Here is a 13,929-nt window from a genome sequence, read left to right as displayed (position 1 = left end):
TCCTTCCTCAGTAGGCGAAGCTCATCGGAGCATCGGTGTCGGCGGGCAGCTCGGGCTCGGAGACGTCCGGCAGGCCCTCGCGGATGTACTTCAGCATCAACCGGACCTCGATCACCGCCAGCGTGCCGTAGAGCGCGGTGAAGACGATCATGGAGGTGAGCACCTCGCCGACGGTGTTGTTCGGCGAGACCCCGGCGGCGGTGGTGAGCAGGCCGAACACCAGCCACGGTTGCCGCCCGGTCTCGGTGAAGATCCAGCCGAAGCTGTTGGCGAACAGCGGTAGCAGCGGCAACGCGATCAGCAGCGCCGGCCAGTAGCCGCGACTGGGCGAACGGCCCTTGCGGATCGCGAACAGCAGCCAGGCACCCGCCGCCATCCCGGCGAGGCCCAAGCCGATCATCCACCGGAACGACCAGTAGGTGAGCGGGATGTTCGGGCTGTACGTCCCCGGACCGTAGGTCTGCTCGTAGGCGGACTGGAGCTCGCGGATGCCCTTCACCTCGGCGTGGAAGTTCCCCTCGGCCAGGAAGGACAGCAGGTTGGGGATCTTGATCGCCCACAGCTCGTGCTGGCCGTCCGGGGTACCGATGGTGATCACCGAGAACGACGCTGGTTGCTCGGTGTCATAGAGCGCCTCGGCCGAGGCCATCTTCATCGGTTGCACCTGGGTCATCACCTTGCCCTGGATGTCGCCGGTGACAATGATGCCGAGACCCGCGATCAGCAGCGTGATCGCGCCCAGCTTGATCGCCTTGCGGAAGGCGACCACGTCGCTCGCCGCCTTGTCGGCGATCTCCGCACCCGCGCCGTCCGCCAGGCTCGCCGCCCTGGTGGTCCGCCACAGGTGCCAGCCGGCGACGGCGGCGATGAACGCTCCGCCGACCATGTAGCAACCGAAGATCTGGTGCGGGAAGGTGATCAGCACCACGGGATTGGTCAGCACGGCGGCGAAGTCGGTCAGCTCGGCGCGGCCGCGGGCTTCGTTGAAGGTGAAGCCGACCGGGTTCTGCATGAACGAGTTGGCAGCCAGGATGAAGTACGCGCTGAGCACGGTGCCGACCGCCGCCAGCCAGATCATCAGCAGGTGGAGATGCTTGTTCAGCCGGCCCCAGCCGAAGATCCAGATGCCGAGGAAGGTGGACTCCATGAAGAAGGCGAGCAGGCCCTCCAGGGCCAGCGGCGCGCCGAAGATGTCACCGACGAACCGCGAGTAGGCCGACCAGTTCATCCCGAACTGGAACTCCTGGACGATGCCGGTGACCACCCCGAGCGCGAAGTTGATCAAGAACAGCTTGCCGAAGAACTTGGTCAGCTTCAGGTACTCGTCCTTGCCCGTGCGGACCCAGGCCGTCTGCAGCACCGCGACCAGGCCGGACAAGCCGATCGTCATCGGGACGAAGAAGAAGTGATAGACGGTCGTAATGGCGAACTGCCAACGCGACAGCGTGACCAGGTCCATGGGCGGGCTCTCCTTGCGCGACGATGCCGGCGACACTACTACACAGCGTCGTACTCAACAATGTAGTACGTGCTCCGTAGTAGTTCGGGCGTATTCTCGATCCTGTGAACACCACCCTCGGCGAGCTCGAGCGCAGCGTGATGGACCAGCTCTGGCGCACGGACGGCGCGCAGTCGGTCCGGGAGGTGCACGCCGCCATCGGCCGTGACCGTGATCTTGCCTACACCACCGTGATGACCGTGCTGGACCGGCTCGCCAAGAAGGGCCTGGCGGTTCGCGAGCGCGACGGCCGCGCCTATCGCTACGCGGCGGCGCAGTCTCGCGAGGCACTGGTCGCCGAGGTGATGCATACCGCGCTCGCCGACGATCGGGCGGAGCGGACGGCCGCGCTGGTCGCGTTCGTCGGCCGGGTCAGCCGGGAGGACGCCGCCGCGATGCGGGCGGCCCTGGCACGGCTGGAGGAGGCGGAGAGCCAACCCGAACCCGGACGGAAACGGTCCAGGACCGCCGGCGCGCGGTGAGCGTCATCGGCCTGCCGGCGTATCCGCTGGTCCTGGCGTCGGCGCTGGGGATCTCGGCGCTGATGCTGGTCGGCCCGGGGCCGAGCTGGGTCGCCCGCTGGCGGTTCCTCTACCGGGTGCCGAGAGCGGCGGTCGTGCTCTGGCAGGCCGGCACCCTCGCCGCTTTGATCTCGGTGGTCGGCGCGGCGATCCCCGTGGCCGTCTGGGCGGCGGGACCCTCGGTGCGGGCGCCGACGTCGTGGGGCCGGATCGGCGGCGAGGCCCCGGCCTGGGCGATCGTCCTCGCCGGGCTGCTGGCGGTGCTGATCGTCAGCGTCGCGGTCCGGCTGGTCTGGTCGCTGGTGAGCGTCGCACGAACGACCTCCGCGCGGCGGAGCCGGCACCGCAGCGCGGTCGACCTGTTGGACGAGGTGCAGGCGCATCCGACCAGTAGGTCGCTGCGGGTGCTGGCCGAGCGGCTGCCGATGGCCTACTGCCTGCCCGGACTGGGACGGTCACGGGTGGTGCTCAGCTCGGGCACGCTGACCCTGCTGGACACCGACGAGGTCGCCGCGGTGATCGCGCACGAGACCGCCCACGTCCGAGCGCGGCACGACGTCGTGCTGGACACGTTCACCGCGCTGCACCGGGCCTTCCCGGTGGCCGTCCGCAGCGAGCTGCCCGAGCGCGAGTGCCGGCTGCTGGTCGAGATGCTGGCCGACGACGCGGCCCGAACGCGAGTCGGCCGCCGCCCGCTCGCCCGGGCCTTGGTCGCCCTGGCCGACTCCCCCGTACCGGCCGACGCGCTGGGTGCGGGGCAGACCGGCGTCCGGTTGCGAGTCGAGCGGCTCGCGCTGCCCGGAGCCGGCTACTCCCGGCCGCTGGCCGTCGCCGTGTACGCCCTGGCCGCGGCCCTGGTCGCCGGCCCGCTCGTCCTGCTCTCGCTCTGACCGCGCCCACCTCTTGTCCCGTGACCCACCTGCCCGTGACCCACTTGCCCCGTGACCCACTTGCCCGTGACCCTCATGCCCGGGGTCAGGTCGCAGATCGACCTCGCCTACGCCGGACAGCGCTGCCCGATGCCCGTGCGGCTCGCGCGAGGTCGATCGACGACACGATCGTCGCGACAACCCAGTCCGGTTCGTCGGACAGCTGGTGCCAGGTGAAGTGCAGCAGCCGCCAGCCCGCGGAGGTGAGCAGCGACCACTTGCGGCGATCCCGTTGGTACTGCGCCCACTGCCCCGGTCCGTGCACGCTGTAGCCATCGACCTCGATGCCCAGCATCAGTCCGTCGAACTCCACGTCGATCGAGAACCGTAGGCCCCCGACCCACACCTCGACGTTGGCCCGCCACCCTCCGATCCCGGCCACGCGGAGCAGCGCATGCAGCCGGCGCTCGGCCTCCGACCACGGTTCGCTCCACGAGTCGTGCAGCAGCATGCGCCGCACGCCGTTGCCTCGCCGGCGGGGTGTGAGCTCCAAGGCACGGTGCATGTCGGCAAGCGTCACCCGGCCGCTCAGCAGGGCTCGGTCGATGCCTTCGCCGCCGACGTCGGGCACCAGGTCGAGCGCTGTCAACGCCGGGGCGGTGAGGCAGAGCGGCCCACGCCAGAAGATCAGTTCGGCCGGAATCCGCTCGCGTGCCAGCGCGATCCCCGGTGCCGCCTGTCGTTTGGCCGGGACCGACAGCGTGATCTGCGAGACGGGGATGTCCGGCCAGAACGAGAGCCGGGCGGCGGCGCGTCCGGTGAGCACTCCATTGCGCGCCCACCTGGCGGCGGCCACGATCCGGGTGTCCGGGTCGCTCGCCAGCGCGGCGGCACCCTAGACCCCGGGCGCGAATCGGGTCAGCTCGCCGGCGACGCACCTTCGCTGCAGCAGCCGGGCGAGCTCCGGGTGCTCCCGAACCGAGATCACCCCGCGGCCGGTGCTCAGTAGTCGATCGATCTCGTCCATATCCATACATTGGGCAGGAGGCTGCCGAATCGTTCGCCCGCCGCGGATTCTGTGGATCGCGCTCCGAGGGAGCCCGAACCTGTGGACAACCCGTGTCAAAGGCACGTGTCGCCGATCGACCTCGGAACGCGCAGAAAACGCTTACTCCGGCCCGATCGGCTCGCGCGAGGTCGATGTGCGACACGCTGCGCAAGAGCCGGACCCCTCGCGCGCGTACGCTGCGGGGAGTCGTTGCAGCGTCGTATAGGTGGTGAGTCAGTGGGTCTGCGAGAGAGCCTGCTGGAGTTGTTGACCCCCTCGTACGAGGTGGTGCCGGTGGACGCCGACGGGACGTTCCTGATCACGCGGCACGGTGACCGGGTACTCGATCCGCCGGCGCGCCTTCAGCTGTCGAGCGAGGCCACCTTCGAGCAGTACGTCACTCGCCTCGCGACCACGTCCGGCGAGGTCGACGCGGACGCTGCGGTCGGGCTGGTCTACGTCCATATCGACGAAAGCATGACCGCCGATACGTCTGACGGCCCGGTCAGCGCTCTCGGACTGCGTTCGCGGCGGTTCGGCGGACCCCGGTGGTTCGTCGACCGGCTACCCGCCGGGACGAGCACCGCGAATGCGTCGGCCGTGTGGGTCAGCGATCCGCCGGAGTCGTGACACGGGGCCGGCGCGGGTGCCCCGGCCTCGCGGGTTCCAGACCCGTCAGAAGAAGGCGCTGCGGCGCTGCATCAAGAGCTCGTACAGCGAGTGCTGGATGGTTTCGCGCACCTGATCGGTGACGTTGAAGACGATCATCGGGTCGTCGGCTGCGCCGAGGGACAACTCGTCGGTGGCGATCGCCTCACCGAAGGAGATGATCCACTTGCTCGGCAGCGGGATCATGCCGAGCACGCCGAACCACGGGAACAACGGCGTCACCGGGAAGTAGGGCACACCCATCGCGCGAGCGATCGTCGGCGCCCCGGACAGCAGTGGATAGATCTCCTCCGAGCCGACCACCGAGACCGGCACGATCGGGACCTGGGCCCGGACCGCGGCCGAGACGAAGCCGCCGCGACCGAAGCGCTGCAGCTTGTAGCGGTCGGAGAACGGCTTCCCGAGGCCCTTGAAGCCCTCGGGATAGACGGCCACCAGCTGATCGGAGCGCAGCAGCCGCTCGGCGTCCTCCGCGCAGGCCAGCGTGGTGCCGATCCGCCGGGCGAAGTCGTGCGAGTACGGCGTCTTGAAGACCAGGTCGGCACCGAGCATCCGGACGTGCCGGACGATCTCGTCGTAGACCACGGTATGCAGCACCAGGCCGTCCAAGGGCAGCGTGCCCGCATGGTTGGAGACCAGCAGGGCCGAGCCGGTCAAGGGCAGGTTCTCGATCCCGCGGACCTCGACCCGGAACCACTTGTGCACCAGCGGCCGCATGATCGGAAGGAAGATCTGCTCGGTGAACTCCGGGTCGAAGCCGAACTCGTCCACCGCGTACGTCCCGGTCATCCGCGAGCGGGCGAAGCCGACCGCGTCGTCGAGCGAGGTCTGCCAGTCCACCCCGAGGGTCTGGGCCAGCGTGAACAGGCCCTTCACCGGGTCGGCCGCGAACTGACGCACCCGGTCGATCGGGACGTCCCCGAGACTGCCGACCAGCTTGCGGAGCACCTCGCCGATCTCGGTCAGCACCGCGCCGAGATCGAGCGTGGGCGGCACCTGCCCGGTGTGCCAGCCCGATCCCGAGCCGCCGGACGACCCGGGTGCGGTCTCGGCCACGCGGACGTCGGCGCCGAGGTCATCCGCAGCGCGATCATCGGCGGCGCGATCAGCCGCACCGAGATCGCCCCCGCCGGCGTCTCGTGCCGGCTCGGCCGTCGCCGGCGACGGCTCGGCCGTGGTCCGCGGAGCGGTCTTGCGGGGAGTGCGCTTCCGGCTGGGCTCCCGCTGCGCTTCGACCGGCTCAGCGCCGGCGGCCCGGGACGTACGCCCTGAGCGGTTCGGACGGCGGGCCCCGGCTTCGACCGCCTCGGACCGCGTTGGCGGCTCGGCGCTCACGGGTGGGCCAGTGGGCGTTGGCTCGGTGGGCGCTGGCTCGGTGGGCGCCGGATCGGTGGGCGTCGGCTCGGCGCGCGAGGTCCGGGAGGCGCGCCCCGATCTGGGCGAACGGCGAGTGGGCTGCGCTTCGGCCCGCTCGGCGCGCGTAGGCGGCTCGGCGCGCGTAGGCGGCTCGGCGCGCGTGGGCGGCTCGGCGCGCGTGGGAGGCTCGGCCCGAGCCGGTTGGGCCAGGCCGCGGGNNNNGGACGGGGCGCTGCGGCTGCCCCGCCCGGCCTCACCGCGGCTGCCGAGCTGGATGATCTCCGCGTCAGCCATGCTCGGCCTCCGCTCGCGGACGTACGCTCAGCGCGCCCTCGATCTTCTCCAGCGCCGCCGACACCTGCACCGGGTCGAGCAGGCCGGGGCGCGAGACCCCGACGAACTCCTGGACGCACTCGCGGCTGGAGTAGGAGGGGGTGAAGCCCACGCCGTCGATCTCGGCGGTCGCCCGGGCGAACCGGTCGGTGGCCATCGCCCGGCCGTAGGTCAGCGCGTCCACCATGTCGGAGGAGAAGTCACCGAGCCGGGCCTGGCGGATCAGCCCGGCGACGCTCGGCGCCGCGACCTGCGGGACCGGCAACGACGGCCGTCCCATCATCCGGATGGCCTGGGTCAGCGTGACGATGTCGGCGGCGGCCACGTTGTACGTCCCCGGGATCTCGTCCCGGGTCGCCCACAGCAGGGCGCGGACCGCGTCGGTCGGGTGCAGGAACTGCAGCCGGGCGTCGAAGCCCATCACCCGCGGCACCACCGGCAGCGACAGATAGCGGGTGACGTGGCTGTCCACCCCGGCGCCCATCAGGTTGGCCAGCCGGAGCGTGCTGACCGCGACGTCGGGGCGGCGCCGGGCCAGGCCACGGACGTACGCCTCGATCTCGATCGAGTCCTTGCCGAAACCCGTCCGCGGGGAGTTCCGGGGCGACATCTCCTCGGAGAACTTGGCCGGATCGCGCGGCGAGGCTCCGTACACCGAGACCGAGCTCTGCACCACGAGCTTCTCGAAGGTCTCCGACTTCTGGCAGGCAGCCAGCAGCTGCATGGTGCCGATGACGTTGATCTCCTTCATCGCCGAGCGGCCGCCGGCACTGCCGGCGGTGACCACCATCGCCATATGGACGACGGTGTCGACCTGGCGCGAGGCGATCACCTTGGCGATGATCGGATTCCGGATGTCGGCCCGGACGAAGGAGACCGCGCCGAGATCGTGCCGCGGCGGCAACACATCGACGCCGATGACCTCGTAGCCGCCCTCGGCCGCGAGCGTACGGGCGAACCGGGCGCCCAGGTCGCGCGACACCCCCGTGACGAGGACGACGCGTGGCATGGACTCTCCCCCCAATACCGACGAGGCTGACCGACGAGGCTGGCTGACCGACGAGGGCTGACCGACGAGACGCGGACTTCGGTTGGCCGAGGCGTGCGGCGCGGCTACTTGCCGGCGCGGCGGCGCTGAATGCGTGTGCGCTTCAACAGCTTGCGGTGCTTCTTCTTCGCCATCCGCTTGCGACGCTTCTTGATGACCGAACCCACAGACCTTGCCCTCTCGACCTCCCGAGACAGGTGAGGTCTCGAGAACTTCTTCGTAGTATCCGGGGAATCCCCGGACGAACACGTGATCCTACCCGCCCAGCGGAACCGGTGGGTAACCACGCAGAATCGGCACGCAGGATTCCATCGATGAAACGGTGGTCCGGCAGGCCGTACGCACCCGATAGCGTCGTGCCGTGTCCAGCTATGTCGAGGATTTCTCCACCGGCGGCGGCAGCCGCACCCCGGCCCGGTCGTGGGTCACCTCCGACGCCCCCAGCTCGAGCCTGAACGGGGACTGGCGGTTCTTCCTGCACCCGACGCACCACCGGCTGACCGACGACTTCGCCGATCCCGGCTACGACGACTCCGCCGAGGCCGGCTGGGTGCGGATGGCGGTTCCCTCGCACTGGGTGCTGCCGGCCTTCCACGACGGCGACATGGGGGAAGGGGGCGAGGGCGCGTACGGAAAGCCGATCTACACCAACGTCCAGTTCCCCTTCCCGGTCGACGTGCCGTACGTCCCCGACGAGAACCCGACGGCCGACCACCGGCTGCGGTTCGATCACCCGGGCCGGGACGCCGAGCGGGTCCTGCTCCGCTTCGACGGGGTCGAGTCGGTGTATCGGGTCTGGCTGAACGGGACCGAGATCGGGATCGGCAAGGCCAGCCGGCTGGTCCAGGAGTTCGACGTCACCGCCGCGCTGCGGCCCGGGACGAACGTGCTGGCGGTGCGGGTGCACCAATGGTCGTCGATGAGCTACGTCGAGGACCAGGACCAGTGGTGGCTGCCAGGCATCTTCCGCGACGTGACCCTGTTGGCCCGGCCGGCCGGTGCGATCGACGACGTCTGGCTGGACTGCGGCTTCACCGACGGAACCGGCACGATCCGGGCCGAGATCACCGCCGGCGCGGCGGCCTGGCCGGTCACGATCGCGATCCCGGAGCTGGGCTTCGAGACGACACTGGACGGGCCGGCACCGGTCGAGACGCTGAGCGTGGGTGCGGTCGAGCCGTGGACCGCCGAGTCCCCGCGGCTGTACGAGGCGATCGTCGCGAGTGCCGGCGAGCGAGTCACGCTGCGCGTCGGGTTCCGGACCGTGGCGATCGTGGGTGCGCAACTGCTGGTCAACGGGGCCCCGATCACGTTCCGCGGGATGAACCGGCACGAGACCGACCCGGTGCTCGGCCGGGTGTTCGACGCCGAGCATGCCCGCAGCGACCTGCTGTTGATGAAGCGGCACAACGTGAACGCCGTCCGGACCAGCCACTATCCCCCGCACCCGGAAGTCCTGAACCTCCTCGACGAGCTCGGCTTCTGGGTGATCGACGAGTGCGACATCGAGACCCACGGTTTCGAGTTCCAGGGTTGGGTCGGGAATCCGAGCGACGACCCGCGCTATGCCGAGGTGTATCTGGACCGGATCACCCGCACCGTCGAGCGGGACAAGAACCACCCGAGCGTGATCGTGTGGTCGCTCGGCAACGAGGCCGGCACCGGGCGGAATCTGGAGGCCAACGCCGCCTGGGTGCACGGCCGCGATCCCGGCCGGCCGGTGCACTACGAAGGCGACTACATCGGGGCGTACTCCGACCTCTATTCGCGGATGTACCCCAACCTGCTCGACTGCGCTGCCATCGCCGGCGAGTCCGGCACCATCCCGAACACCGGTCCGGGCCACGGTCCGCGGATCCGGCGCAAGCCCTTCATCATGTGCGAGTACGCCCATGCGATGGGCAACGGGCCGGGTGCGCTGTCCGACTACGACGAGTTGGTCGAGCGTTATCCGCGTTTCCAGGGCGGCTTCGTCTGGGAGTGGCGCGACCACGGCCTGCTCACCCATGCGCGCAATTCCGACGGAGGCGACGGCACGCCCTACTACGGCTACGGCGGCGACTTCGGCGAGGTCGTGCACGACGGCAACTTCGTGATGGACGGGATGGTGCTCCCGGACGACACCCCGACACCCGGGCTGGCCGAGTTCGCGATCACCAACGCGCCGGTGGTGATCGGGCTGGAGGCGCCCGGCCGCGTGTCGATCCGCAACCGCCGGCACAGCTCGGACACCGCCGACCTGCGCTTCGTCGCGGCGGTGGAGGCCGACGGCGAGCCGGTGCACGAGGTGACGCTGGACGTCCTCGCGATCGCGGCCGGCGACCGGGTCGAGCTGCAGCTGCCGGCCGACCTGGCGGCCGTCGCCGACGGCCGCGAGAGCTGGCTGACCCTCCGGGCCGAGCTGGCCGCCGACGCCCCGTGGGCGCCGGCCGGTCACGTCGTCTCCTGGACCCAGCGCCAGCTGAGCCCCGAACCTGCCCCGACCCCGTGGAAGGGCACCGAATCACCCGCCGACCGTGCCCTGAGCCTCGACGACACCCTCACCCTCGGCCCGGCGCTGCTGCGCACGGCGGACGGCTCGCTGGTCCAGCTCGCCGGGCTGCCCGTCGCGGGTCCCTGGCTGGAGCTGTGGCGGGGCCCGACCGACAACGACCGCGGCGCCATGCGCGGCAGCTACGAGCTGGGCAGCCCGGAGACCACGGCCGGCGAGGGCGCACCCGGCCCGGCCTCGGACGTACGGTGGCGCGAGCGTGGACTGGACCGGCTGGTCACCCGCGTGCTGTCGGTGAGCCCGGAACCGGACGCCTGCACGACCCGGACCCGGGTCGGGGTCGCGAACGGCGGCAGGTTCGTCGACGTGACGTATCGCTGGCGGACGCTCGACGCGGACGCGGTCGCGCTGCGGGTGGAGGTCGCGCCGTCGCCGGGCTGGGACAGCACCTGGCCCCGGGTGGGCGTCCACCTCGAGCTGCCGGCGGAGCTGACCCGGGCGGCCTGGTTCGGCACCGGGCCGGCAGAGTCCTATCCGGACAGCCGTCGAGCAGCCCGGGTCGGCGCGTTCACGGCCGGCGTGGACGAGCTGAACGTGCGCTACTCCCGTCCGCAGGAGACCGGGCACCGCAGCGACCTGCGCCGGCTGGTGCTGAGCGGACCCTCGGGCGATGCCCTGATGGTCCGCACCCGGCCGGGTCCCGACGGGCACCGGCCCGGGTTCACGCTGACCCGGCACACGCCGCACCAGCTGGACGCCGCCGCGCACCCGTACCAGCTCGCCGAGGACGGGCCGCTGCACCTGTACCTGGACGATGCGGTGCACGGGCTCGGATCGCGGGCCTGCGGGATCGACGTGCTGCCGCAGCACGCGCTGTGGCCGGGGTTGCGGGATTTCACCCTGGTCTTCGGGCGCCCCTGACCCGGCCTGGCGTCAGAGGCCCCAGTGGTGCGTCTGGTGCAGCAGGTGGCTCAGCTCGCGCAGCTGAGCGGTGTGCAACAGCAGGTGGGTCGACGCCTGGGTCGACCCCGCGGCGCCGAACTCGCCGTAGATGTCGGGGAAGTCGGGCGTGCCGCGCCAGCTGACCTTGACGACCACCTCGTGACCGGACAGGCTCTGGCCGCCGCTGCCGGGTAGGGGCGCGCCGGTCAGGCCCAGGTCGGCAGTGGTCACGGTCGGCGCGTGCTTGGCGGCCAGCGCGGCGTTGAGCTCATCGATCTGCTGCATCTCGATGGTGTGGCTCGTCGGGTCCAGCGGGTGGTGGCTCATGCACGGCATTATGTCGCTGGCCGGCAGCGGCCGTACACGGCCGTACGTCCCGAGCCGACGGCACCGCCGGCCGATCGCAAAGACGCGGCTGACTGCTACCCGGTCTGGTAGAACGCCTTCTTCAGGTAGGCGTCCAGCGCCTCCTGCGAGACGCGGAAGCTGCGACCGAACTGGACCGCCTCGAGCTCGCCGCCGTGGATCAGCCGATAGACCGACATCCGGGACACGCGGAGGGTCTCGGCGACCTCCGCAACGGTCCAGAACTTCACGCCGGACCCGCCGATCGGGGTGACTTCCCCCTGCTTGGCCTGCTTAGCCATGCCGACCACCCTTCTGGACGACGTCCCCACTGGCTTCCCTCCAGCGTCGCGTCGCTACGCAGGTGAGAGTAGTGGCAAATGGGACGTACGAGGTAGTAGTTACCCATCACAATCTCCGACACGCCGAGATCGATGATTGACATCCGGTCGTTTTGCTTGCCACCGGATGCGACGAGAGCGGTTTCGGGGCTGAACTACGCTCACCATCATGACCGTCGGCACGGCCTCCTTGCCGCTCCGCACGCCCCACTCGGACACCCGGCTCCCGCTCGGCGCCTGGCTGGTCGCGGCCGTGACGGTGCTGGCGCTGCTCGCGGTCGCCGGACGGTACGGCTTCCACGGCGACGAGTTCTATTTCGTCGAGACCGGCCGCCATCTGCAGGCCGCGGCCCCGGACAATCCGATGCTGGTGCCCTATCTCGCCGCCGGCTGGTATGCCCTCGTCGGCGGTCACCTCTGGGCCTTCCGGATCCTGCCCGCGCTGGCCATCGGCTGCTACGTCCTCGTCGGCGGCCTGACCGCGCGGACGTACGGCGCCGGGCGCCGGGCCCAGGTCGCCGCCTGCGTTGCGGTGGCGCTGACCTCGGCGCCGCTGGCCAGCGGTCACCTGTTCGAGACGACCACGTTCGACCTGCTCGCCACCGCCACCACGCTCTGGCTGCTGATCCGCGCGATCCGGATCGAGGACGCGCGTTGGGCACCGTGGCTGGCGGTCGGCGTCGCCGCCGGGATCGCGCTGGAGATCAAGGTGATGATCGCCCTCGTGCTGGTCTGCTGCCTGATCGGCATCCTGCTGTTGGGCCCGCGGCAGGTGCTGGCCGGTCCGCGGGTCTGGGCGGCGGCCGGAATCGCGCTGCTGATCGGCGCACCGAACCTGATCTGGCAGGCCACCCACGGATTCCCGATGCTCGGTGTCGCGGCCAACATCGCCGGCGGCGGCTCGACCTCGTCCACCTCCCGGGCGATGCTGATCCCGTCCATCCTGCTCGACATCGGGCCGGTGATCTCGGTGGTCTTCGTGGTCGGGCTGGTCGTCCTGCTCGGCCGGGACCGGCGGCACCGGGACGGCTGGCTGGCGGCCGGCTTCGGAATCTTCGTGGTTCTGCTGCTGCTGACCGGCGGCAAGGCGTACTACTCCGGTGGCTTCGACCCGGCCGTGCTCGCCGCCGGCGCCGGCCCGGCGCTGGCCTGGGTGCTGCGCGGCCGGCTGCTCCGGCAGGCGGTCGTGGTCGCGGTCCTGGTCGTCTCGGTGGTCGTCACCGCGGTTCTGGCGCTGCCGCTGGCCCGTCCCGGCTCGACCCTGTTCGCGGTGGCCCGGACGGTCAATCCCGACCTGGCGAGCGAGATCGGCTGGCCCGCGTACGTCGGCGAGGTCGGCCGGGTCGCCGGCTCGATCCCACCGTCCGCCCGATCGCAGACGGTGATCGTCGCGCAGTCGTACGCACTCGCCGGCGCGCTGGACGTGTTGGGCCCGAGCACCGGCGCGCCGCTGCCGAAGGTCTATTCCGGCCACAACGGCTACTGGTTCTGGGGACCGCCGCCGGCGTCGGCCACGGACGCCATCGTGATCGGCGACTTCACCCCGGCGCAGCTCGCCACGGCGTACGGCCACTGCGAGCTGCGCGCGACCGTCACGGCCGACGGGGTCGACAATGACCTGGCCGGCACGAAGATCTATTGGTGCACCGGCCTGCGCCAGCCGTGGTCGGAGCTCTGGCCGCGGCTGAAGAGCTTCGCCTGAGGTCCTAGGGCGCCGGCGCCTGCCGCGGCAGCAGCCGGTCGCCGAGCCAGAAGATCGCGGAGACGAGCGCCCAGAGCAGCAGGATCGCCACGCTGTAGATCGCCACGCCCCCGGCACCGGTCTGGCTGACGTCGAGGAAGAAGTACGGGTACCAGCCGGTGATCGCGCCGACCAGCAGGGTGTAGCCGAGCCAGGCCAGGGGCCAGATCAACCCGGCCAGCACGACCCGCGGCGAGACCCGCTGGCGCGGACCGAAGACCAGCCAGGCCGCCACCGCGACGATCGGCACGACCACGTGGGTGAGCGTGTCCGACACCCACAGCCAGCCCTTGAAGTGGTCGAGCGGATGCAGCAGGAACCAGTGCACCAGGCCGGTGATCGTGATCCCGACCAGCGTGTCGAGCCGGACGACCCGCCACCAGCGGCCGTCCCGATCCGGACGCCGGAGCAGCGTGAGCGCGGTGATCGCGACCAGCAGCACCGACTGGGTGGTGAAGTAACTGAAGAACCGCCACGCCCTGACCCCGACCGGCGGCTTGGGCTCCCCCGGGTCGTCCCACAGGCCCAGCAGATCCTGGACGAACTGCCAGCTCACCGCCGATGCGGCGATCACGAACGTCGCCCCGAACACGACCCGCGCCACCCGCCGCCCCGACCCCACGCCTGGACCCTAACCCTCCGGGACTCCGTCAGCTCCCGGCTCCCGGCTCCCGGCTCCCGGCTCCCGGCTCCCGGCTCCCGGCTCCCGGCTCCCGGCTCCCGGCTC

General features: G+C 70.9%; 14 protein-coding genes. 5 read left to right on the top strand and 9 right to left on the bottom strand.

What is annotated here, in order from left to right; genetic code table 11:
* Positions 1 to 7: 7 nt before the first annotated feature.
* On the bottom strand, positions 8 to 1,459 hold the full coding sequence (locus tag ABD747_RS04405) for a cytochrome ubiquinol oxidase subunit I (RefSeq protein WP_344801879.1): 1,452 nt from the start codon (positions 1,457 to 1,459) through the stop codon (positions 8 to 10).
* A 104-nt stretch (positions 1,460 to 1,563) separates the two neighbouring features.
* On the opposite strand from ABD747_RS04405, the gene ABD747_RS04400 reads away from it, so the two are divergent.
* Both ABD747_RS04400 and ABD747_RS04395 read left to right on the top strand, forming a co-directional pair.
* Positions 1,564 to 1,980 (top strand): BlaI/MecI/CopY family transcriptional regulator, encoded by a 417-nt coding sequence (locus tag ABD747_RS04400; protein ID WP_344801878.1) that lies wholly within the window; start codon positions 1,564 to 1,566, stop codon positions 1,978 to 1,980.
* Positions 1,977 to 2,909 (top strand): M56 family metallopeptidase, encoded by a 933-nt coding sequence (locus ABD747_RS04395; protein WP_344801877.1) that lies wholly within the window; start codon positions 1,977 to 1,979, stop codon positions 2,907 to 2,909. The genes ABD747_RS04400 and ABD747_RS04395 overlap by 4 nt, the downstream gene beginning before the upstream one ends.
* Positions 2,910 to 2,994: 85 nt before the next feature.
* Here the strand turns inward: ABD747_RS04395 and ABD747_RS04390 are convergent, their stop codons facing one another.
* Together ABD747_RS04390 and ABD747_RS04385 are read right to left on the bottom strand one after the other, a co-directional pair.
* Positions 2,995 to 3,744, bottom strand: a complete 750-nt coding sequence (locus ABD747_RS04390; protein ID WP_344801876.1) for an endonuclease domain-containing protein — start codon at positions 3,742 to 3,744, stop codon at positions 2,995 to 2,997.
* A gap of 39 nt (positions 3,745 to 3,783) precedes the next feature.
* Positions 3,784 to 3,915: a hypothetical protein gene (locus ABD747_RS04385; protein ID WP_344801875.1), complete on the bottom strand. Its 132-nt coding sequence runs from the start codon at positions 3,913 to 3,915 to the stop codon at positions 3,784 to 3,786.
* Between the two features lie 258 nt (positions 3,916 to 4,173).
* On the opposite strand from ABD747_RS04385, the gene ABD747_RS04380 reads away from it, so the two are divergent.
* Positions 4,174 to 4,566 (top strand): hypothetical protein, encoded by a 393-nt coding sequence (locus tag ABD747_RS04380; RefSeq protein ID WP_344801874.1) that lies wholly within the window; start codon positions 4,174 to 4,176, stop codon positions 4,564 to 4,566.
* Positions 4,567 to 4,611: 45 nt separating this feature from the next.
* Here ABD747_RS04380 and ABD747_RS04375 read toward each other — a convergent pair whose 3' ends face one another.
* The 3 genes from ABD747_RS04375 to ABD747_RS04365 all read right to left on the bottom strand — a co-directional run bounded on the left by ABD747_RS04375 (position 4,612) and on the right by ABD747_RS04365 (position 7,509).
* Entirely contained in the window at positions 4,612 to 5,940 is a 1,329-nt protein-coding gene (locus tag ABD747_RS04375; protein ID WP_344801873.1) for a lysophospholipid acyltransferase family protein, read from the bottom strand.
* Positions 5,941 to 6,247: 307 nt separating this feature from the next.
* Positions 6,248 to 7,303 (bottom strand): NAD-dependent epimerase/dehydratase family protein, encoded by a 1,056-nt coding sequence (locus tag ABD747_RS04370; RefSeq protein WP_344801872.1) that lies wholly within the window; start codon positions 7,301 to 7,303, stop codon positions 6,248 to 6,250.
* Between the two features lie 104 nt (positions 7,304 to 7,407).
* Complete coding sequence (locus ABD747_RS04365; RefSeq protein ID WP_042842924.1) at positions 7,408 to 7,509, bottom strand: 30S ribosomal protein bS22; 102 nt, start codon at positions 7,507 to 7,509, stop codon at positions 7,408 to 7,410.
* Between the two features lie 194 nt (positions 7,510 to 7,703).
* Here ABD747_RS04365 and ABD747_RS04360 point away from each other — a divergent pair, with 194 nt between their 5' ends.
* Positions 7,704 to 10,754 (top strand): glycoside hydrolase family 2 TIM barrel-domain containing protein, encoded by a 3,051-nt coding sequence (locus ABD747_RS04360; protein WP_344801871.1) that lies wholly within the window; start codon positions 7,704 to 7,706, stop codon positions 10,752 to 10,754.
* A 12-nt stretch (positions 10,755 to 10,766) separates the two neighbouring features.
* Here ABD747_RS04360 and ABD747_RS04355 read toward each other — a convergent pair whose 3' ends face one another.
* The gene (locus tag ABD747_RS04355) at positions 10,767 to 11,102 is read right to left on the bottom strand and encodes a hypothetical protein (protein WP_344801870.1); all 336 of its coding nucleotides are present in this window, start codon (positions 11,100 to 11,102) and stop codon (positions 10,767 to 10,769) included.
* Between the two features lie 95 nt (positions 11,103 to 11,197).
* Positions 11,198 to 11,422, bottom strand: a complete 225-nt coding sequence (locus ABD747_RS04350) for a helix-turn-helix domain-containing protein (RefSeq protein ID WP_344801869.1) — start codon at positions 11,420 to 11,422, stop codon at positions 11,198 to 11,200.
* 208 nt (positions 11,423 to 11,630) lie between these two features.
* On the opposite strand from ABD747_RS04350, the gene ABD747_RS04345 reads away from it, so the two are divergent.
* Entirely contained in the window at positions 11,631 to 13,163 is a 1,533-nt protein-coding gene (locus ABD747_RS04345; RefSeq protein WP_344801868.1) for a glycosyltransferase family 39 protein, read from the top strand.
* Between the two features lie 4 nt (positions 13,164 to 13,167).
* On the opposite strand, the gene ABD747_RS04340 is transcribed toward ABD747_RS04345, so the two are convergent.
* The gene (locus tag ABD747_RS04340; RefSeq protein ID WP_344801867.1) at positions 13,168 to 13,824 is read right to left on the bottom strand and encodes a Pr6Pr family membrane protein; all 657 of its coding nucleotides are present in this window, start codon (positions 13,822 to 13,824) and stop codon (positions 13,168 to 13,170) included.
* Between the last annotated feature and the right edge of the window lie 105 nt (positions 13,825 to 13,929).

The organism is Microlunatus ginsengisoli, from assembly GCF_039537205.1.
Taxonomy (GTDB): Bacteria; Actinomycetota; Actinomycetes; order Propionibacteriales; family Propionibacteriaceae; genus Microlunatus; species Microlunatus ginsengisoli.
This window is presented reverse-complemented; position numbering and strand designations above follow the sequence as displayed.